Raw genomic sequence first — 20,887 nt, forward strand, 5'->3', positions numbered from 1 at the left:
GGGGAACTTAGATGTCATTTTCAATGGAAATACCAAGCCAGAAGGAAATTCAGAAGGTGATTGAAGAAGAGGTAAAACCTGTGCCCGCCGAGGTCGCGGAGCTTCAACAAGTGGCCGATGCCAACGTAGAGATGATTATGACACTGGATCTCGAATCCCTGGAAAAACGCAAAGAGATTCTGCAATCCATTGACGGCTTTGGTATGAACACGATGAGATCCTCTTCCGAGAAAAACGCCTTGCTTCAAGTCTCCGTTGGACATCTGTCCAAGACGGGAGACGAGGGCGGTCAGGTCGCCAAAGGTTTGACCGAGCTGCATATGCAACTGAAGGATCTCGACCCAAGTGTGGTTGATTTCGCCAAGACCGGCTTCCTCGGGAAATTATTCAATCCGCTTCGCGCCTATTTCCTGAAATATCAGAAAGCTGACGCAGTCATCGCTGACATCGTAACCTCTTTGGATAAAGGCAGATCTACCCTGCGTAACGATAATACGACGCTGGAGATCGAACAACAGAACCTGAGAGAACTCACCAAACGACTGCAAAAGGAGATTCAGCTTGGTGTGCTCATGGATGAGTCCATCGATGCGCAGATTGAAGCCGCCAAGGTTCGCAATGAGGACCCCGAGAAAGTCCGCTTTATTACAGAGGAAGTACTGTTCCCGCTCCGTCAGCGGGTCATGGACCTGCAGCAAATGCTGGTCGTGAATCAACAGGGCATCATGGCGATTGAAGTAGTCATCCGTAACAACAAGGAGCTAATCCGAGGGGTAGACCGGGCCAAGAATGTAACGATCTCGGCACTGAAAATTGCTGTTACGGTAGCGAGTGCTTTGTATAATCAGAAGATTGTATTGCAGAAGATTGAATTGCTGAACCAGACAACCAATGATCTGATTGCGGGTACATCCAAAATGCTCAAGGATCAGGGGATTGCCATCCAGAAGCAGGCATATGAAGCCAGCATTTCCGTGGATACGATGAAACAGGCGTTCACCGATGTGTTGTCAGCACTCGATTCGATTAGTCTTTATAAGCAGGAAGCCCTGCCAAGAATGCGCGAGACGATTAACCAGTTCCGTGAACTTGCGGATACCGGAGAGCAGCAGATTCAGCGTTTGGAGAAAGGGCAGAAGCTGGGGCTGTAAGTCAGAAGAGAGAGAAATACAATGTCACTTGTTAGATGGCTATCATTTGTATAATTAGAAAAAGCGATCATTCCTCATTAAGCATGGGGAATGGTCGCTTTTTGGGCTTCTATGAAGATTGGTACTAATGTAGATACCCGATATTCCGTGCATAAGGGTATATCTGTTGCTCGTATTGGTCGAGGAGAACTCCAGCCGCACGTACTTTGGCACGACCTTGTTGCAGTATCTTGGAATTCACTTTGTTTTTAGAAACGGCTTGTTTGTACAACAAGTATCCTTCCAGCTGAAGGTAGCTTCCCTTGACATAATAGGCATGTATTTTCTTAAGTTCAGGATTAGAAGGTTTGATTTGTTTTAACATGGATACCGTTTTTGTATAATTAGGGATCACCGTATTCGTAAGTTTGAGGTACATGGACTTGCGATTGGTTGAACTCACCTCACCTCCCACACTACCCAATGTGTCGATTGCTTTATTCTCATAAGGTACAAGGCGAGATATTTGTTCGAGGTATTTTTCGAAATCCTTTTGATCTTTAGTGAGCTCCTGTTCTGCATCATCTAATTCTAATTCGTCCATAAGTTCTTTGTTCAAATTATCTTCGTTTTCACTATAACTCTGATCTGAATCTGAATATGTAGAGGTTGCTACTTTGGCTGCATCAGCAGAAGCGGCTGGAGAGAAAAGAACTCCTCCAAGCAAAACAAAACTGGTAATCAATGATATAATCCACGACTTCTTCAAATGTATTGTCATCCTCCTTTTGTTTGTATTCCAATGGATAACCTAACATATCATTACCAGAAATTACAGGAATACATTTACATAAAATAGAGTTGCCGATTTTTTTTCAAAATCCCCCTCAATAATCATCTTTTAACACGACATTGTCGGGCCTGTAATGAATGATCTTGAACAATTCCTCGGCCATGTAGGCGGGGCTGTGCTTGAAATCCTGTCTGATCCACTCCATGATCATGCCAAATATCGCATGAGACTGGTAACTTGCCAGCAGTTCAGGGTTAATGTGCTGCGGGAAGATTTGGTTCAGATCCTGTAAGGAAAGATCTCGAAGAACATCGCAGATCATACGCTGAAAATTGGAGGAGGCCTCCGATTTCACAACCAGTGTGTAGAATTGTGCATGCTGGTGCACATGTTCAAATATAGTGATGGCCGAAGAGGGCATCAGACCAACCTCGAACTCTTTCAACCCTTGATAGGGTTTGCGAAAAGAAGTTACCAGATCCTGAATTACATCATCGATGATTTCGTTGAACAGGTCTTCTTTGTACTGATAATGCCTGTAAAAAGTACCTCGATTCAGATCGGCGCGCTGAACAATATCCGTAATGGATATTTCTTTAAAGGGATGTTTTTGCATTAAATGGATGAGAGCATCCTTCAGCGCAGCTTTGGATTTCTTGATTCTTCGGTCCATCGAATTTGGGGTTTCAGACATCTATTTTCCTCCTCGCGAGTTCACTTTATTAATTAAAGAACATTTGGGCTTAGTAGTGTTGTTTAACGTACAACTGGACAAGCTTTTACTGATTGAAGTGAAACGCTATGACTTATTATACTAAGGATAAGAGTTAATGAACATTTGTTTGTTAACTTATTGTAAACGAATACACAAAGGAGGATACATGGAATGAAACTTCAAGATAAAGTGGCAGTTGTTACAGGTGCTGGTTCAGGTATGGGGAAAGCGATCGCCACGTTGTACGCCCAAGAGGGTGCAAAAGTAGTTGTATCGGATATTAACGAGGAATCCGCACAGACGGTAGTGAATGATATTAAGGCACAGGGCGGGGAAGCGATTGTAGTTTTGGCCAATGTAGCCAAAGAAGAAGATGTGCAGAATCTGATTGATACAACGGTGAGCACATACGGTACAGTAGATATTCTGATTAACAACGCGGGCATTATGGATGGCATGGAGCCAGCAGCGGATATAACGGATGAGAAGTGGGAGAGATTGTTCGCTGTGAACACAACCAGTGTGATGCGGACAACACGGAAAGTATTGCCGATCTTCCTGGAAAAACAAAAAGGCGTCATCGTGAACATTGCTTCGGCAGGTGGATTGCACGGCGGACGTGCAGGAGCAGCCTATACGGCGTCCAAACATGCGGTCGTGGGCTTCACTAAAAATACAGGGTATATGTATGCTGAGCAAGGCATTCGTTGTAATGCGATCGCTCCAGGTGCCGTGGCAACCAACATCAGTGCATCCATGGCTGGCATTAGCCCATACGGTGCAGGGCGGCAACAGCTGGGCATGGCAATCAACCCACGCATTGGGACGAGTGAAGAGATCGCCAAGGTGGCGTTGTTCCTCGGATCGGACGAGTCCAGCTTCGTGAACGGAACCGTTGTTACAGCTGATGCAGGCTGGAGCTCTTATTAATCCGTTCAAGCGCAGTCGAGCATGGAGCACTGAAATAGTGCGAACAGTCAGGAAGCCGCATAACCATATGCGGCTTCTTTTTTTGTGTTACTCCGTAAACGGTGGACCATAGCGCCATATCCCGTATAGGACAAACGTTTGCATTACTACACGGATGCTCGAAATGAATCAGTTTGAGGGTGGCTTTGGTTTGGAAAAGAGTGAGGATTCGCGCACGATCAGACGATGGGGGATAATGACCGGATTATGAGGTTGTGGTTCCCCGCTTAGAATTTTCAACAAGACCTGAACGGCTGTATAGCCCAGCTGATAGGTTCCAATGTCTATAGAACTTAATGGTGGTGAAGCCAGCTCCGATAGAGCAATATTGTTAAAACTGACCACGCTGATATCCTCAGGCACCAGATAATGAAGCTCGGCAAGAGCTCTCAGTACCCCAAAGGCCACATTGTCATCAATGACAACGATTGCGGTGGGTCTGTTTGGCAAGGACATGAACAGCGACATCGCCCTGAATCCACTTTCCTGCAGAAATTCGCCTTCCACAATCCAGTCACTATCGGCATCCAGCCCGGCTTGGGCAAGCGCTTTTTGGTATCCTAACATGCGATCATGCGATAACGTAATGTCCGGTGGGCCGCTGACAAATCCGATTCGCGTATGCCCTTGGGCGATCAGATGATGTGTCGCATCATAAGCAGTCTGTACATTATCGTTATCCACCATGGGGGCATTGGGATGAGCTTCACTGCGACCGATTAACACAAAAGGAAACTTTTCCGCTTCCAAAAATGAAATAATGGGATCGTCTCGTTTGGACCCAAGCAACAGAATGCCATCCACTCTGCGACCATGAACAAGACGGGAGATCGCGTGCAGTTCATTGTCTGATGAAGTTTCAGTGGTTAGCAGCAATTCATAATTCATACGGGTGGCATGTGTGATAATACCCCGCAGCAGTTCCCCGAAAAAGTAATTTTGAAACAACTCTTCAGCAGGACGTGGAAGCATAATGCCAAGGGTATGTGTCGTTTTGGAAACCAGGCTCTTCGCCATGATGTTGGGATGGTAGTTCAATTCTTTCATGATTTGCTTCACTTTGAGAGACGTCTTGGTGCTGATTCTGGGATGGTTGGAAATCACCCGTGACACTGTAGAAGGGGAAACACCCGCCAATTTGGCAATATCCTTGATCGTAATCATGTAAAAAATCCCTTCTGAACAATCGTATAAATATCCTCCTATGGTAATCCAAAGGATACGATAAATCAATTGCTAACTGCCAAGTATGAGATGCACAGGAAGTAAAATAAAGGAAGAAAGAGTCTGAACAAGGAAACAGGAAATTACTGTAGGTAGAAGAGGTAAATTGGTTAAAATTGAGCAAATATGGCTTGTGCAAACGTTTGTGCAAAGAAAGTGCAGTATTGTATGATGTGATTGTTATTGTAGCGCTTACATCTGTGGATTTATATACTTCTTGACTAGTTTCCCCCTACATATTGAACGGAGGAGTCATCTTGTTTTCCATTTGAGCAAACGTTTGTACAAAGGTGAACATGGAATGCAAAACCTGACAACATACGCAGACAAAAGGGTGAAAAGCGCGAACATTGTTGGACCAAGCAGAGGGAAGGGGACATTTTAGATGAGAAAATGGCAAGGGGCAACATTGTCCGTCATGATGGCTTTTACACTGGCTGCGTGCGGGGCTGGAGGCGGAAGTCCATCTCCAACTACGGCAGGTGAGAATCCGGAGGAAGTGGTAGAGCTGACAGCCGAGAACCTTCAACCGGAAGAAGGGGCAACGCTGGTGATCTGGGAGGACAAAAATCAAAGCAGTTTTATTGAGCAAAGAGCCAAAAAATTCGAAGAGAAGTATGGGGTAACGGTCAAAATGGAGGAATTACCTCCAACCGATCAGGTAACCAAACTAACGACGGATGGCCCGGCGGGTCTCGCAGCAGATGTCGTCGTTTTCCCTCATGATAAGATTGGTAGCGCTTCAGAGGCGGGACTTATTCTACCCAATGACATATTCGAAGCAGAGACCGTAGAGAACGCCAGCGACAACGCACTGAAGGCGGTGACGTTCAAGGATATCTTGTACGGCTATCCGTACAGCGTGGAGACCTATGCTCTCTTTTACAACAAAGCATTGTATCCAGAAGCTCCGAAAAACTTTGATGAGATTATCAGCTTCGCCAAGACGTTCAATAACGTGAAATCCAATCAATATGCGCTGATGTGGGAATTGCAGCAATTTTACTATAACTATGCATTCCTGGCTTCACAGGGCGGTTATATTTTTGGGGACAACGGGATGGATAGCGCGGATCTCGGTCTGAATAACGAAGGAGCCCTGAAGGGTGGACAGTTCTTGCAGAAGCTGAAGTCGGAAGTATTGCCGCTCAAGATGGGTGACGTGAACTATGATATCAAAAAAGGATTATTCTCCAGCGGCAAGCTGGCTATGGATATTAACGGTCCGTGGACCATTGCCGATTATCGCGATGCCGGTATTGATTTTGGCGTTGCTCCGCTTCCGGCAATTGATGGCAAACCGATGACCTCCTTCTCAGGAGTTAAAGCCTATTATGTAAATGCATTTACACAATACCCGAATGCGTCGAAGCTCTTGGCAGCGTTCCTTTCCAATGAAGAGGCTCAGATGGAGAACTTTGATCTAAACGGTACACTCCCTGCGAACAAAAACGTGGCTGCTGATTCGAAGGTGCAGGAGGACCCGATCAATAAGGCGTTCTTGGAACAGTTCAACAACTCGACACCAATGCCTTCACTTCCGGCCATGGACAGTGTCTGGGGACCGATCACGTCTGCCATTACGGATATATGGGATACCGATAAGGACGTGAAGGCATCGCTGGACAATGCTGTGAAACAGATCCAGGAAAGCCTTGCTACTGTCCAATAGGGACGAACGACGAATGCGAAGATATGCATAAGAATTGTATAGATTGAACTTCATATTTACACAAAAACGGAGAGGTCAGTGTAAGTACACTTTGTTCAATGTATACAGGTTAGCAAGAGGCGGGGAGGAGAGAGCAAATGCAACAGCAGCATGTCCCGGTGCCCGTTGGACCGAACAGGGAAAGACAGCATCGGATGACAGCGGCTATATGTTCCATCATACTGCAAGGTCTTGGGCAGCTGTACAATCGACAGTGGATTAAGGGAATTTGTCTACTGTTACTGGAGGGGGCAGGGCTTGCGTACCTGCTTCCTCGCCTGTCACAGGCCGTATGGGGCATATGGACACTGGGGGAAAATACACAGCGTTTTGTCAAAGTGAATGGGTCCACCGTACTCCAAAGGGGAGACCATTCCATCTTTTTGCTGTTGGATGGCATTATCGTATTGCTTGTGTTTTTTGTGTTTATCCTGATCTACATCTTGAATATCCGGGATGCGTATGTCACGGGACTCGCAAGGGAGGAAGGGAAGAAGACTCTGGGCGCAGCGGCTTCGCTTCGGAACATGATGGACAAAAACTTTCCCTACCTGTTTCTGTCCATCCCGGCACTGGGCATTCTTTTCTTCACCGTTATGCCGATTCTGTTTACGATCACCATTGCATTTACCAACTACTCAGCCCCGGACCACATTCCGCCAGCCAAACTCGTGGACTGGGTGGGCTTCAAGACATTCAGTGATCTGATTCAGTTGAAATCCTGGAGCCAGACATTCTACGGTGTACTGACCTGGACGGTCATCTGGGCCATTCTGGCGACAGTCACCACCTATTTTGGCGGTGTGCTTGTGGCGCTGTTGATTGAACAGCGGGGCATACGCTTCAAGAAGCTGTGGCGTACGATTTTTATTCTGCCTTATGCGATCCCGCAGATCATTTCTTTGCTGCTCATGCGTAATCTGTTTAATGGCCAGTTTGGACCAATCAATACGTACATGAGAGCGTTTGGGCTGGAGGGATTGCCCTGGCTGACAGATCCGTTCTGGGCGAAAGTCACCGTCATTGTTGTCAACATGTGGATCGGTATTCCCGTCAGTATGGTGCTCATTCTGGGTGTATTGACAGCCATCCCTCGTGATCTCTACGAGGCTGCGGAAGTGGATGGAGCATCCGCATTTCAGAAATTTCGAATTATTACGATGCCGTTCATTCTTTTTGCTACAACTCCGGTACTCATTATGCAGTTCGCCGGAAACTTCAACAACTTCAATGTCATCTTCCTGCTGACGAACGGAAATCCGCTACGCGGAGATTATCAGTACGCGGGGGCGACGGACCTGTTGGTAACCTGGCTCTACAAGCTCACGCTCGATAATAACAAGTTCAATATGGCTTCAGCGGTAGGGATTATTATCTTCCTCATCATCGCTTCATTCTCCATCTGGAACTTCCGCCGCTCCAAATCATTCAAGGAGGAGGACATGATTCAATGAAGACACGTAATAATCCGCTGCGTCTGGCCCTGAGTTATGTGTTATTGGTGATTATCGCTATTGTCTCCATCTACCCGGTACTCTGGATCTTTCTCTCTTCCCTGAGACCGGGTGCGGCATTGTTCAGTGAACGGTTGTGGCCCGAAGCATTCACGCTGACTCATTACGGTGAACTGTTCAATAATCCGTCCTTTATGTATGGAAGATGGTATATGAATACGCTGAAAATTGCCTTTTTCACGATGATCTTCTCCACGTTGATGGTGACACTCGGAATGTACGCACTGTCCCGCTTCCGCTTCCGTGGACGTAAAACCATTCTCTCCACCATGCTGATTCTTGGCATGTTCCCAAGCTTTATGAGCATGATTGCGATCTATATCATTTTGCTGCAAGTCAAATTGCTCGATACCCACGCTGCGCTCATTCTGGTCTATTCTTCAGGAGCGGTACTCGGTGGATTTATCGTCAAAGGTTTCTTTGATACGATTCCCCGCAGTCTGGATGAAGCGGCCCGCATGGATGGTGCGAGTCATCTGCGTGTATTTACCAGCATCATCCTGCCCTTATCCAAGCCAATGCTGACCTATGTGGCATTAACCAGTTTTACTGGTGCGTGGATGGACTTTATCTTCGCCCGCCTGGTATTGCGGACGAAGGAAAACTGGACGCTGGCGGTGGGGATGTGGGATCTGGTCAATCGGTATCAGGACAGTAACTTTACCATGTTTGCTGCGGGGGCGGTTCTGATCGCCATCCCAATTACCCTGCTGTTTGTTTTCTTGCAACGATTCCTTGTTCAAGGTCTGACGGCAGGAGCCTCCAAAGGTTAATTCTGTGCCATAACAACATAGTCAGCCGCGATACCTGCGGCACATTCCAACCAGGCACTTCCGTGATGTCATGTCTTTATCGACTGGCAAAGCTGCGGAAGTGCCTGGTTCTATATGGGCTCGAATCATGATTAGGGAGGAACGTGATGTATGGGCATAAACACGTCCAGTGAACCCGAGATTATGGGATATCAAGGAGGACAAGCTGCATTGCAAAATGCCAAGACTCCGCGAACGCTTTGGCGTAATGTTACCTTTCGGAGAATCTTGTACGGCTATGGGATCTCCGTATTCGGGGATTGCTTCAATGGGATTGCGATCAGTCTGTGGGTGTTACAGACCACAGGGAGTGCGAAGAGTATGGCGGCCGTACAGATATGTAATATGGCCGTCAGCTTCCTGTTTGGATCGGTGGCGGGTACGGTTGCAGACCGATTGGATCGCAGGAAGCTGATGCTGGCCTCGGATGTATTCCGCGGCGTAATGGCTGTGCTGATTGCGATTAGCTTATTTGGTTGGCATGCGCCGTTCCCGGTGGTGCTGCTGTTGCTCTCACTCTCCATGTTTTCAAGTCTGTTTCAGGCACCTGCATTCCACGCCTCTGTAGCAAGTATGGTAGGTAGGGAGCATATTCAACAAGCAACCGGGACCATCCACATGGTGGATAATCTTGCCCGGATCAGCGGCCTAGCCGCGGCGGGAGTTGCTGTTGCTGCATTTGGCGGATTCATCGCTATATTAATTACAGGGGCAACCTTCCTATTGTCCGCAGTCTGTGTGCTGATGGCGGGCCGCTTTCCTGAGGTACAGCGATCCGTTAGTCAGCAGACCACGTTTGTTCAGGAATGGCGCAGTTCGTTCGGCTACATTTATCGGAATCGTCTAATTCGATCTATCGTATTGCTCAATCCGGTGCTAATCTTGTTTTTCATGTCTGCCATGATGCTGGTTCAAGTGATGGCGGTCAAGGTATGGGAGGCGAATCCGGTACAGTTTGGATTAATTGAAACCTGTATTCCGCTTGGATATATGATTGGCTCTGCACTGCTGATTGCTTCGGGAAAACGATTGAAACGAAGAGGGAGATGGGTATTTATCGGTCTGATTGTACTAGGCCCACTCTATATTTTTTTGGCGAATGTATCCTCACCAATCATGGCGTTGCCGTTAATCGTGGGCGGAGGTGCGATGTTCGCCTGCTGTACGATGCTCACCCAGATTATGCTGAGGACAGCCGTTCCAGACGAGCTGCAAGGAAGGGTCTATGGTGTCGTTGGAACAATCACCAGTACAGCGCCTATTCTGGGATTGACTGTTGTCTCCGTATTGGCAGATCAGTGGGGGGCAGCTTCTGTGTTGCAAGGCGTGGGCATACTGCTGCTGGCGACAGGTATTCTGGCAGCTACAACCTTGAAGTCGATCCGAACCTATCAATAAAACGTATTAGGGAGTATCAATGTTATGGATTGAACCACATGTACACATCAGCAGAGAGTGGGATAGAGGTAATCTTAGCAGCTTATGAAAAACCTAAGCATTCTGGATAAGCAAAACAAAACAAAACAAAACCCGGAACATACGCTGCGTTAGCGTAACTCCGGGTTAGCTTGTGGACAGAATATTCTATTGCCAGTTTACATTTACAGTCGCTGTTCCGCTGGTTGGTGTGGTGAACGTGTGGTTGGAACCACCTTCCCACGTAATGGTTGCTCCATTTTTCTTGAAGAATTTGAACTCCAGTTGTTTTCCAGCGGGCACGCTCACATCATAGTACCAAGTTGGGTAGGCATGGATAACTTGATTGAAAGCAGGTCCAATAGCGGTGGTGCCCGTACTCCAGTTGCCGAGTTCTGCCACATTACCTGTAAGATAGATGTTCTGACCCAGAGTGGTGGAAGCGTTGTTAATGACAAATCGTACAGTGACCTGATCACCCGTAAGGATGGTGAAGTTGTTATACGCATTGCTGTTGACGCCATTCGCAGCTACTTTCACAGCATAATTGCCTGCGGCAACAGCTGGGATCGTCACTTTGATCTGTGTATCTTCCCATGAGGTGATAGCAGCACCGGTAACGGCTGTTGTACCGAAGTATACGGTACCTTTGGTGGAGCCAAATCCACGTCCGCTAATGGTAACAACATTACCCGGTTTACCCATCACCGGACCTACATGTCCGATCGTTGGTGTTGTTTCACTTGTTGTATACTGCCAGACCGCGGTTGCTCCGGCTGCCAGAGTGAATGAAGAGACGGTACCATTGGTGGAAGTGATGTTATTACCGTTCAGTGCGCCGCCCAGTACATCGGTGTAGTTGCCTGTTGGCAGTGAAGTGCTTAGATTCGCAATGCTCGCTGGTGTGGAGAGATTACGGTTCACGGCAACAACAGCTACACTTTTGCCGAATTTGCGCTCATAGATATACACATCATTATTGATCCAGCGTTGCTGCGTGGAGCCGTAGGCAATGGCCGGATTAGATTTGCGAAGAGGGGCCAGCTTGCTGATGACGTTGAAGGCTGTTGTTGTTTTGGAGAAAGAAGGCATTTTGGCCCGATTGTCAGGGTCTCCGTTACCTGTCAGATACTGTTCGGTACCATAATAGATGGCAGGTACGCCGCGTGAAGTCAGCGTGAAGGCCAGCGCCTGTTCCAGACGACGGTTATTCACGGCACTTGTTTTGAAGCGATCCATATCATGGTTATCAATGAACGTAACTTGATCATTCACCTGATTGTAATCTGCCGCTGTACCTGTAATCATCGAATCGAGGGCATACATGTTGGATGTGTTATCCCGGAAGACGTTACGTACGGCAGAGTTAAAGCGGAAATCAAGCAGGCTCATCCCGGATTCGTTGGCAAATTCCGTGTTATCCGCATCGGATGCAGCAGATCCCAGGAACCATTCACCGAAGGTGAATACTGGCTGGTGTGCATAGATGGAGGACATCCAGCTCTTTTGCCAGCCGAGAGGCATATGTTTCACCGCATCCACGCGAATGCCGTCCACGCCCATATCAAGCCAGAGCTTGATTGCATCTTTGAAATATTGGTCAATGGTACTGTTATTGTGATTCAGGTCAGCCAGGTCATAGAGGTTTTTGTAGATACCATTCTCCAGGGAGGAAAAATCGGAGCCGCCGTTGTGATGGAAAAATCCATTTGTATCATTTGTGTATCCGCCAACCAGATTACCATTATCGTACAACTTGCCATTCTCAGCAAAGGACGTATCGGTTTCCATGGCAGGAGACGTATGGTTCGGTGCAAAGTCAATTACGATCTTGATGCCTTTGGCATGAGCGGTTGTAATCAGAATTTGAAAGTCAGCCATCGTTCCGAAATACGGATTGGTCTTCTTGAAATCACGTGCCCAGTAGCCATGATACGCTGTGTTGATTACGCCGCCATAGTTGATCGTGGCGAAGATATTCTCAACCGGCTGGGAGATCCACAATGCGGTAACGCCCAGATCGCTGAAATAGTTATCGTTGATTTTGTTGATCAGGCCCTGCCAGTCTCCTCCGCAATACAACTTCAGGTTGCTGCATGTAGCATCGTAGGCAGCTCCGGTGGGATTGTTGGAAGGATTGCCGTCCAGGAAGCGGTCCGTAAAGATCTGATAGATGACGTCTGTACTAAAGTTCTGCTTGTTGGTAACTGCGGTATCCGCATCGGCATAGATCGCGGAAGCAGGTAGATAGGGAAGTGCGCCTCCTGCAAGTAAACTGAGTGTCAGTGTTGTGCTGAGGAGTACGCGTTTGGCCATTTGAAACATAGTAATCCACCCTTCTCGTGAATGTAGTAGTTTAAATAAACAACCAACCTGGCTCTTGAATAACAGCGCTTTCAATACAACGGAATGATACGCAGTGGATTGAAGACTTCCCTCCTTTTGACACGCCAACAACCCCGGCATCTCCTTCGGGAGTTACCGGGGTTGTCCTAAACCGCTCTGGTTTAAAAGCATGGCCCTCGAGTTATGATCACAACGTTATCGTAAGAAATATTGGATCTTATGTCAATAACTTTTTTGAGAGCATTTATTTTCTATTTTTATGTTTACAAAAGTACGTTCGCGCATTAAACTATTCGCAGATTCACAATATAAGGGCTATGTATCCCGGGACACGCACGTGTGTTTTGGGACAACCCCGTCTCTTCTGAGGCGGGGTTATTTGTATTATGCAGTCGAATCGGGAGAAGAGAGGCGGTTGATGATCGTTGAGTACCCATTCTGTCATCGAATGTTTGGAAGGCATTCAGGCGTCACGGCTGGGCAATATCCGCAACATTTATGTGTATCTCCCGCCCGGTTACCATGAGCAGACAGCTCGGCATTATCCGGTTCTGTACGTTCATGCAGGGCAGCGGGCATTTGGTCCGTCCGGGCCAGGCAATGAAACATGGAACATGGATCAGGCAGCAGACGGTCTTATTTCTTCCGGGCAGATTGAATCACTGATTATTGTCGGCATTACGCATGTCCGTCCAGTCACGCACAACGAATTCTATCACTTCATCGCTCCGGAGAGAGAGGCCGTGAGTGTGGGATGCTCAGGCATCGACTATGAGTATTTTATCATTCATGAACTCAAACCGATCATAGACCATCGTTACCGGACGTTGCCGGACAAGGAGAATACCGGGCTGTTGGGTTCATCTGCTGCTGCACTTTGTACATTGCACATGGGGATGCGAAATCCGGATGTTTTCGGAAAACTGATCATGATGTCGCCATTCTATGTGGATGTGCAGCTGGACGAAACATCGGAAAGCGGGCTGTTGGAAGAAAACATGTATCGCTTGCCAGAAGAGGTACCCGACGTTCGGATGTGGATGGATATTGGAGACACGGAAGGTCTGTTTCTGCCTTCCCAGGTCAGAAGGGTAGCTCATCAATTACTTGAACGCGGAGTCAGATCGGATGAGGAATTGGCATTTTTGGAACAGCCAGATGCCTGTCATCAGGAAGGTGACTGGGGAGCACGCGTTCATCTCCCGTTACTATACATGTTCGGCCACATTGGTAAACCCACCTCGCTCAAACTGCTTGGCAGGGATGTCATCGGACTACAGGGTGGAATGACCGTGTGTATCAATGCACAAATGCACTACGAGAGCGGATGGGTTCGGAGTCTGCTGAATGGGAATTATACTTCAAGTGACCCGGATGTAATCCAGGTTCGTTCGAGTGGAGAACTGGTGCCTGTCGGTATTGGAAGTGCATCAATCACGCTGAATATGGGGGGACTGTCTGCTACACGCATCTACACTGTCGTTCCTGAATTGTCCACTCATGTGGAGGTCTGCATTCATGCAGAGGTAGCCTCAGAGGAAGGGACGCAGGAAACGATCTATGGTGGGATGGGCATGAAGCTTGTCCGTTCCGGTATCGGTCGATATGAAGGTTGTTACCGAGTTCCGCGTGATAGTGGATTCTCCTTCCGGTTTACTCGCGGTTTCCGTCGTTTCGAGACCGATGTGGATGGCAAACCTGTTTCCAATCGGGTATTTCGAGCGACAGATGATATGTCTGTGCATTATCTAATCCAATCCTGGGGCAGTACGTCAGCCAAAACGGGAACAGGAGGCCAAAAATGATCATTCCTTCATTCGCTCCAGTGCTGGACATTCCCTATTATTATCCCTGCAATTTCCCTCTGATTCATGAAGTGCTCCATCAGCAAGGATCCATCACAAGTCTTGCACTGCTGGCGGCAAGCCGGTTGTACAGCCTTCCATCGTGCGGGGATAACGGACTGGTGAAGCCTTATTTTCACAAACTGGATTATGTAGAGCCGATCTGGGAGATGTACGGTCAGCGGGAGCTGGAAACCTTCGAGGAAGGCAAGGCGCTGATCAGGCAGCATATCGGCGAAGGTGGACTTTTTTTGGCTACAGGAACCAGTTATCATCTGCCTTACTGTGAGGATTATCAGAATCCCGAGTACATTCGCAAACACGTGAAGCAAGGCTCCCGACTGCATCTGGTAGACCATTGGATTGCCGTATATGGTATGGAAGATGAGCATGTTCACGTCTACGATCCCGTGCCCTCCAAGTATAAGGGAAAGGTTACTCAAAGGGCCTTTCATGATTTCTGGAAAGGGAACCAAAGCATACCCGAGCTTGCTCACGCGAAGCGCAAAGAAAAACTCCGAACGTTTGGCACCATGGACATTCGGGCAACTGTGCAGCTTGACTCTGCCGGGTACCGAGACATGTTGACCCAGGCGTTAACAACGCAGATTGAAGAATTTCTGACAGGCCGGACGATTACACAAGGAGAGCGGAATTATTATTTTGGACATGCGGTGTCTCTGCAGCTCCTGGATACGTTACATGGGACGAAAGAAGGGGATCAGGCCAATGAAATGTTAATATCGGGTCTGTTGTTCGATATGCGATGGAGCCGGTATTTTCTTCGAGATCTTCTTCAGGAGTCTGCCTTATGGCTCGGTTCTCCACTTGATCAATATGCGAGAGAATTCAGCGACATCATTGCACGGTGGGAGAAGGCATACAATATGCTGCAGGTCAGCCGGATGAAGAACCGCGAGCACTGGAAAGTACAGCTGACAGGTGTCATTAAAATGTTGGTCACGGATGAATGGCACTGGTATGAGTCGCTTCGACAGTCCATGCCTCAGGCAAATTGCTTTCAACGTCAGACCGTGCCAATGATTGAACAAGAACACAGGGAGGCCTTGCTTCGTATTGTGCTGGATAGTTGCCGGGAGTTAAATGCATACCATAATACATCGATTCCGCTTGGTGAGGGCGGTAACGCTCCGCTATACGGACGAAATGGGCAACTGGATTCGCTGGAACTCGTGTCATTGCTTGCTGTGGTGGAGCAGGGAATTGAAGATCGATGGGGTACGGGAATGGGAGCTGCTCTGGCGGAGATAGCTGCTGCTTCCATGCCGGAAAGTCCCTATCAGACGGTAGGCTCACTTGTCGATTATCTCGCACAGCAATATTCGCCTGCCGGTGAGGAGGAAGCAAAATGTTGAACCAATTCTTGCTTGAACGATTCGCGGAGCAGGGACAGCATCCTGCACTGATCTGGAAGGATCGGGAGTACAGCTACCGTTGGCTGCTGGAACAGGTTGGCATTATGGGTGAGTGGATTATAGCAGAAGGGCTGACGGGGCAACTTGTAACACTGGAGGATGACTATTCCCCATATGCAGCGGCGGCATTGGTTGCTTTGCTCGGACAAGGGTGTATCGTGCTCCCCATGGATCGGTACCTGGTTGAAGCCAAACGACAGGAATACATCGAACTGGCACAGGTGAAATGGCGGTTGAGCGTTGAAGAAGGCAAGCTATGCATTCGGCAAACGTGTGAAACTTCTGGAGAGGTTCCTGTGTTGTTAGCTACGCTGGCACAGGAGGGTGTAGGAGGACTGGTACTCTTTTCATCCGGATCAACCGGAGTGAGTAAAGCGACTGTGCATCGTGCAGATCGGCTGTTACATCGTTTTCGGCGGCAGGTTCGGCCCTTGCGAACGATTCCATTCATGATGTTTGATCATATCGGCGGTGTGAATACAATGCTGCAATCCCTGTCCAGTGGGGGATGTCTGTGTATCATTGCGGATCGATCTCCCGAAGAAGTGTGCCGGACGATTGAGAAGTTTCGTGTGCAGGCGCTGCCTGTCTCCCCAACATTCATGAATCTGTTGCTGCTGGGCAGAAATGATGAGGGGTATGACCTGTCCAGTCTCGAGGTTGTATCATACGGATCGGAAGTGATGCCTGAATCTGTACTGGCAGCCTGGAACCGGAGATTTCCACAGATCAGAACGATACAGGCCTATGGCATGTCTGAACTTGGTATTCTGCCAACCCGTTCCAAAGAACCAGGTTCTCTGCTGTTCTCCATTCAAGATGAAGAGGTCAAGTACCGGGTGGTGGAAGGAGAACTGCAGATTCATACAGCAACTGCGATGATCGGATATCTGAATGCACCATCACCTTTTACGGAGGATGGGTGGCTGCGTACCGGAGATGAAGCCGTATTGGAGCAGGGGTACATTCGCATTTTGGGCCGCCGTTCGGAGATTATTAACATAGGGGGACGGAAGGTATATCCTGCCGAGGTCGAGGGTGTTCTGGAAGAGATGGAATGTATTGAAGCGGCGGTAGTTTCGGGAGAACCGAGTGGTATCACGGGTCAGAGAGTGAAAGTGACTATCCGGTTGGCTACAGAATGTACTCTAACCGATCTGCGGCGGTCCATCTGGGAATATTGTCGGGACAAGCTGCCTTCATACAAGATTCCGCAGAAAATCGTAATTACACAGGGAGAACTCGTAAGTTCGAGAATGAAGAAAATCCGTAAACCGATGATGTCGATATCCTGAACGAAATAATATTTCTCTGATTCGTTAGCCATTGAGTCCGCTTATAAAATGAAGAAATTAACGTGTGGTGGGTTCGTTAGGATATGACGTATAAGATGCACAAGACGTACAAGATGTAGGAGAGGCTGTCTCTGGTCGACAATATGACCTAGGAGACAGCCTATTTAATGTTTTTTTCCTTGTTAGCTGTATTTATATCAGGCCTCAGCTGGTTGTTTGACCTCCATTTGCAGTAGGGAGAAGCCGTATGCTTCCAGATCGAGGGTCAGTTTATTTTGCCTAGCTTCCACGGTGTTTGATGTGTACAGATTCCGCCAAACGTTACGCTCTGCCAAAGGGAGTTCAAGAGTACATGGCTCATCTCCCGCATTCAGCACAAGAAGCATGCGCTCACCCGTATGCGAATCCGATCGTTCGATGGCAAGACAAGGGTCTCCGGCTTTTGCATATACAATCTTCAGTTCCGTGCTGCGCAGCGCAGGGTGCTGTTTGCGAAGGGCAATCGTATGGGTGAAGAATTCCAGTAGTTCACGGTTCTGCTTGGTCTCATCCCATTCCATACACTTGCGGCAACCCGGATCATATCCCCCGTCAAGCCCCACTTCGTCTCCATAATAAATACATGGCACACCTGGATACGTAAGCAGCAGCGTAACGGCAAGTTTCATCTTGCGCTCGTCTCCATCACACAAGGTCAGCAGTCTGGGTGTATCATGACTTCCGAGCAGATTGAAGGCAGCTTCAGTAACCGTTTGTGAATAGGCTGCAAGCAGTTTGCCGATCTCATTGGCAAATCCGAGTCCGTCGAGCTTTCCGTTCACGGCGTAGTCCAATACCGAATTGGTAAACGGATAATTCATCACAGCATCGAATTGGTCTCCCTGAAGCCACATGAGCGAATCATGCCAGATTTCACCGAGCAGATAAGCATCAGGCTTGATGGCTTTTACCGTCTGACGGAATTCACGCCAGAACTGATGATCCACTTCGTTGGCTACATCGAGCCTCCATCCGTCAATGTCCATCTCCTCGATCCAGAAGCGTCCTACCTCCAGCAGGTATGCCTTCACGTCAGGGTGCTCCGTGTTCAGCTTTGGCATAAGCGGTTCAAAGGCAAAGGTATCATAAGTTGGGATGCCATCCTCCACACGCGGCGGCCAGTCTTTGATATAGAACCAGTCTGCGTAGGGGGAAGCGGCTCCATTCTTCATGACATCGACAAAAGGAGGGAACTCTCTGCCGGAATGATTGAATACCGCATCGAGAACGACACGTATGCCGCGCTGATGACAAGCCTCCACAAAGGTCTTGAACTGTTCATTGGTTCCAAAATGAGGATCAACCTTCATATAATCGCCTGTATTGTATTTGTGATTCGTGGTGGCCTCGAACAGCGGACAGAAATAGATGGCATTGACGCCCAGCTGGCTTATATGATCCAGATGATCAAGCACACCTTGCAGGTCCCCTCCGAAGAAGTTCACAGGTGTGGGTTCCCCTCCCCAGGGTTCAGCATTGTTAGGACTGATAGATGGATCGCCATTGGCGTAACGTTCAGGGAAAATCTGATAAAACACGGCGTCCTTCCCCCACGCAGGCGGTTCAAAAATGTCGACCGGATTCATAAATGGAAAATCAAAAAACTCCAGTGGATGATCAGGCAGCGCCTGCTCGAATCCGCGCTCTGTCATCCAGACCGATTCCTCTCCCTGAATTAGTTGGAAACCATACCGTAATCGGCGGTAGGGAGGTGAAGTCTCAGCTTCCCAATAATCGAACATTTCATCCCGGGCAAAGATGTGCATGGGAATGTGTGTGATCGTTCGGTCCCAGGCATATTTATCCCCGGTAATGGCAATCACTGCATCCAGATCATCACGTTTGGAACGAAGTCGCAAATGCATGGTCGAGCGGTCATAAGCATAGGACCAATTGAGTTTGGGGCGATGGTAAATGGCTTCAAGAATCATGTAAAACACTCCTCGTTAAATGATGAGATTTCAGATCAATGCGGCCATGAACGCAAAAAAAGGCACAACCTCAATTGTTCACGAGGTTGTACCTTTCGGCAGCATAGCCTTTTGATTATAGTGTTATTATACGAATTAACTCAGCAAAAGAAAACACTTTTCTTCCTTAAATTTCAAATTGTTTTATTCGAAATGTAGGATGCATATCTGCAATTACTGTTTTTTATAAATCAAATCCAAGTTTATTGGCGTATGCAGAGAATTCTTTGTGAAACTTCTCGATATTTTTCTTGCCAGCAGCAATTTTGGCATTGGATTGTTTCAGGAGAGCACTGTTTACCGTTGTTTTGGAGACCGCTTTTTTAGCAAGTTGGAATCCTTCCAGCTGTGTATAGCTACCTTTGATCAAGTTGGCATGGATTTTTTTCAATTCCGCATTTTGCGGTTTAATCAACTTCAGCTTGGATACATATTTGGTGTAGTTAGGAACCGCTGTGTTGGTCAGTTTCAGGTAAACGGACTTGCGATTGGATGATGTAATGTAAAATCCACCTCCCAAAGCATTAAAGGCTTTCTCCTCATATACCGACGCGGTATCCAACTGATCCAGGTAGTTGAGGAAATCTTCTTCTTCGACTGTAGGGATCGGTTCTTGTTCGGACGTGTCAACTTCTTCATAGTATTCGTCTTCCGAATATGTAGTGGTTGAGTCATCCGCAGCTGAGGCGTAGGACCCCGCAGGTGCGAATACCCCGCCAAGCAAGACAAAACTCATAATGATTGATAGTACCCATGATTTCTTCACGTGTTAATATCCCCTATCTATAGATGTGATTTTATTCCAATGGATAATCTAACATAGTGCGACAAGAAATTACAGGAATTGTTTTACAGTAAAACCCTTGGTTGGATGCATATGAATGCATATGAATGAATAATGTTTCACCAGCAAAAAGGGCTTGCACTAGATGAAGCTAAAAGTAAGAAGAGAAATTGGTATGTTAAGTAAGAAAGAAAAAATTACATATACGGTTTATGTGGAATTGGATTATATCATTGATTTCAGAAGTGATATGGTTTGAAGTAGAATGAAAATTTTTTCCAAATAAATGCTTGTATAATGATTTCATCTCCATTACAATTCAGTTGATAATGAGATTCAATATCATTTATCAGAAAAAGGGAGACGGGTTACATCACATTGTGGCTGTTTACAACAAGTCCATCTACGTAGAAAGGTAAACCGGAAGATCTCGTTACACAGGACATGGTCCAGAAGGTTTTCCAGATGGAGTGTGAGATTGCAGTCGGGTCCACTGTCCGGCACACCAACCATTATCCCGCATGGAAGGGGAAGGAAGCTGAATGGAGAACAGCGTTACACTCAGCTGGCCTGAGGATCTGAAGATGCAGATTTTGGCTGCGGAATATCGACTGACGAAGATCCCAAGAATTACTGTCCGACCTGTCTCAATTTAAACCATTAAGTATTTCTCTACGTGTTCCATGATTACTTCAATAAAGATTCGATGAATGATTCAAGCTATATCTCTATTTTTAACCCTCCTCGTCAACGCTTCTACGTTCAATGCAGATAACAGGAACAGGCAAACTCTTGGTTTCATCTGATTCAGAGATTGCCGCGTATGTTGTACCTGTTATTCGATGTAACAAAACCACGCCGACATAAACTTACTTCAAAATCAATCTTA

General features: G+C 47.4%; 15 protein-coding genes. 9 read left to right on the plus strand and 6 right to left on the minus strand.

From position 1 onward, the window contains the following. Positions 1-11: 11 nt before the first annotated feature. Complete coding sequence (locus IFU39_RS11320; RefSeq protein WP_192132658.1) at positions 12-1,151, plus strand: toxic anion resistance protein; 1,140 nt, start codon at positions 12-14, stop codon at positions 1,149-1,151. A gap of 124 nt (positions 1,152-1,275) precedes the next feature. On the opposite strand, the gene IFU39_RS11325 is transcribed toward IFU39_RS11320, so the two are convergent. Together IFU39_RS11325 and IFU39_RS11330 are read right to left on the minus strand one after the other, a co-directional pair. Beyond that, the gene (locus IFU39_RS11325; protein ID WP_091015897.1) at positions 1,276-1,899 is read right to left on the minus strand and encodes a hypothetical protein; all 624 of its coding nucleotides are present in this window, start codon (positions 1,897-1,899) and stop codon (positions 1,276-1,278) included. A 118-nt stretch (positions 1,900-2,017) separates the two neighbouring features. Then, positions 2,018-2,617: a TetR/AcrR family transcriptional regulator gene (locus IFU39_RS11330; RefSeq protein WP_192132660.1), complete on the minus strand. Its 600-nt coding sequence runs from the start codon at positions 2,615-2,617 to the stop codon at positions 2,018-2,020. 192 nt (positions 2,618-2,809) lie between these two features. Between IFU39_RS11330 and IFU39_RS11335 the strand changes: the two genes are divergently transcribed. Then, entirely contained in the window at positions 2,810-3,568 is a 759-nt protein-coding gene (locus IFU39_RS11335; RefSeq protein ID WP_192132662.1) for an SDR family oxidoreductase, read from the plus strand. Between the two features lie 168 nt (positions 3,569-3,736). On the opposite strand, the gene IFU39_RS11340 is transcribed toward IFU39_RS11335, so the two are convergent. Continuing rightward, the gene (locus IFU39_RS11340) at positions 3,737-4,771 is read right to left on the minus strand and encodes a LacI family DNA-binding transcriptional regulator (protein ID WP_192132664.1); all 1,035 of its coding nucleotides are present in this window, start codon (positions 4,769-4,771) and stop codon (positions 3,737-3,739) included. 445 nt (positions 4,772-5,216) lie between these two features. On the opposite strand from IFU39_RS11340, the gene IFU39_RS11345 reads away from it, so the two are divergent. From IFU39_RS11345 to IFU39_RS11360, 4 genes are all read left to right on the plus strand, one after another. After that, a complete protein-coding gene (locus IFU39_RS11345; RefSeq protein ID WP_105601003.1) occupies positions 5,217-6,503 on the plus strand; it encodes a sugar ABC transporter substrate-binding protein in 1,287 nt (428 codons plus the stop codon). Between the two features lie 137 nt (positions 6,504-6,640). Then, positions 6,641-7,996 (plus strand): sugar ABC transporter permease, encoded by a 1,356-nt coding sequence (locus tag IFU39_RS11350; protein ID WP_105601002.1) that lies wholly within the window; start codon positions 6,641-6,643, stop codon positions 7,994-7,996. Next, positions 7,993-8,829, plus strand: coding sequence for a sugar ABC transporter permease (locus IFU39_RS11355; RefSeq protein WP_091015889.1), 837 nt, complete (start codon positions 7,993-7,995; stop codon positions 8,827-8,829). The genes IFU39_RS11350 and IFU39_RS11355 overlap by 4 nt, the downstream gene beginning before the upstream one ends. 150 nt (positions 8,830-8,979) lie before the next feature. Continuing rightward, positions 8,980-10,266: an MFS transporter gene (locus IFU39_RS11360; protein ID WP_192132666.1), complete on the plus strand. Its 1,287-nt coding sequence runs from the start codon at positions 8,980-8,982 to the stop codon at positions 10,264-10,266. Between the two features lie 186 nt (positions 10,267-10,452). On the opposite strand, the gene IFU39_RS11365 is transcribed toward IFU39_RS11360, so the two are convergent. After that, positions 10,453-12,609, minus strand: a complete 2,157-nt coding sequence (locus tag IFU39_RS11365) for an alpha-amylase family glycosyl hydrolase (RefSeq protein WP_192132668.1) — start codon at positions 12,607-12,609, stop codon at positions 10,453-10,455. A gap of 446 nt (positions 12,610-13,055) precedes the next feature. Here IFU39_RS11365 and IFU39_RS11370 point away from each other — a divergent pair, with 446 nt between their 5' ends. Genes IFU39_RS11370 through IFU39_RS11380 form a run of 3 tightly spaced genes read left to right on the plus strand, consistent with a single transcriptional unit; the run spans position 13,056 to position 17,205 of the window. Further along, the gene (locus IFU39_RS11370) at positions 13,056-14,435 is read left to right on the plus strand and encodes an alpha/beta hydrolase-fold protein (RefSeq protein WP_192132670.1); all 1,380 of its coding nucleotides are present in this window, start codon (positions 13,056-13,058) and stop codon (positions 14,433-14,435) included. Further along, positions 14,432-15,850, plus strand: coding sequence for a hypothetical protein (locus IFU39_RS11375; RefSeq protein WP_192132672.1), 1,419 nt, complete (start codon positions 14,432-14,434; stop codon positions 15,848-15,850). Before IFU39_RS11370 ends, IFU39_RS11375 begins: the two co-directional genes overlap by 4 nt. Continuing rightward, a complete protein-coding gene (locus IFU39_RS11380; RefSeq protein WP_192132674.1) occupies positions 15,844-17,205 on the plus strand; it encodes an ANL family adenylate-forming protein in 1,362 nt (453 codons plus the stop codon). Before IFU39_RS11375 ends, IFU39_RS11380 begins: the two co-directional genes overlap by 7 nt. Positions 17,206-17,402: 197 nt before the next feature. Here IFU39_RS11380 and IFU39_RS11385 read toward each other — a convergent pair whose 3' ends face one another. Both IFU39_RS11385 and IFU39_RS11390 read right to left on the minus strand, forming a co-directional pair. Next, a complete protein-coding gene (locus IFU39_RS11385; protein WP_192132676.1) occupies positions 17,403-19,175 on the minus strand; it encodes an alpha-glycosidase in 1,773 nt (590 codons plus the stop codon). A gap of 223 nt (positions 19,176-19,398) precedes the next feature. After that, a complete protein-coding gene (locus tag IFU39_RS11390) occupies positions 19,399-19,980 on the minus strand; it encodes a hypothetical protein (RefSeq protein WP_105600992.1) in 582 nt (193 codons plus the stop codon). Positions 19,981-20,887 lie beyond the last annotated feature (907 nt).

This window comes from Paenibacillus sp. CFBP 13594, from assembly GCF_014842675.1.
Lineage (GTDB): Bacteria > Bacillota > Bacilli > Paenibacillales > Paenibacillaceae > Paenibacillus > Paenibacillus amylolyticus_B.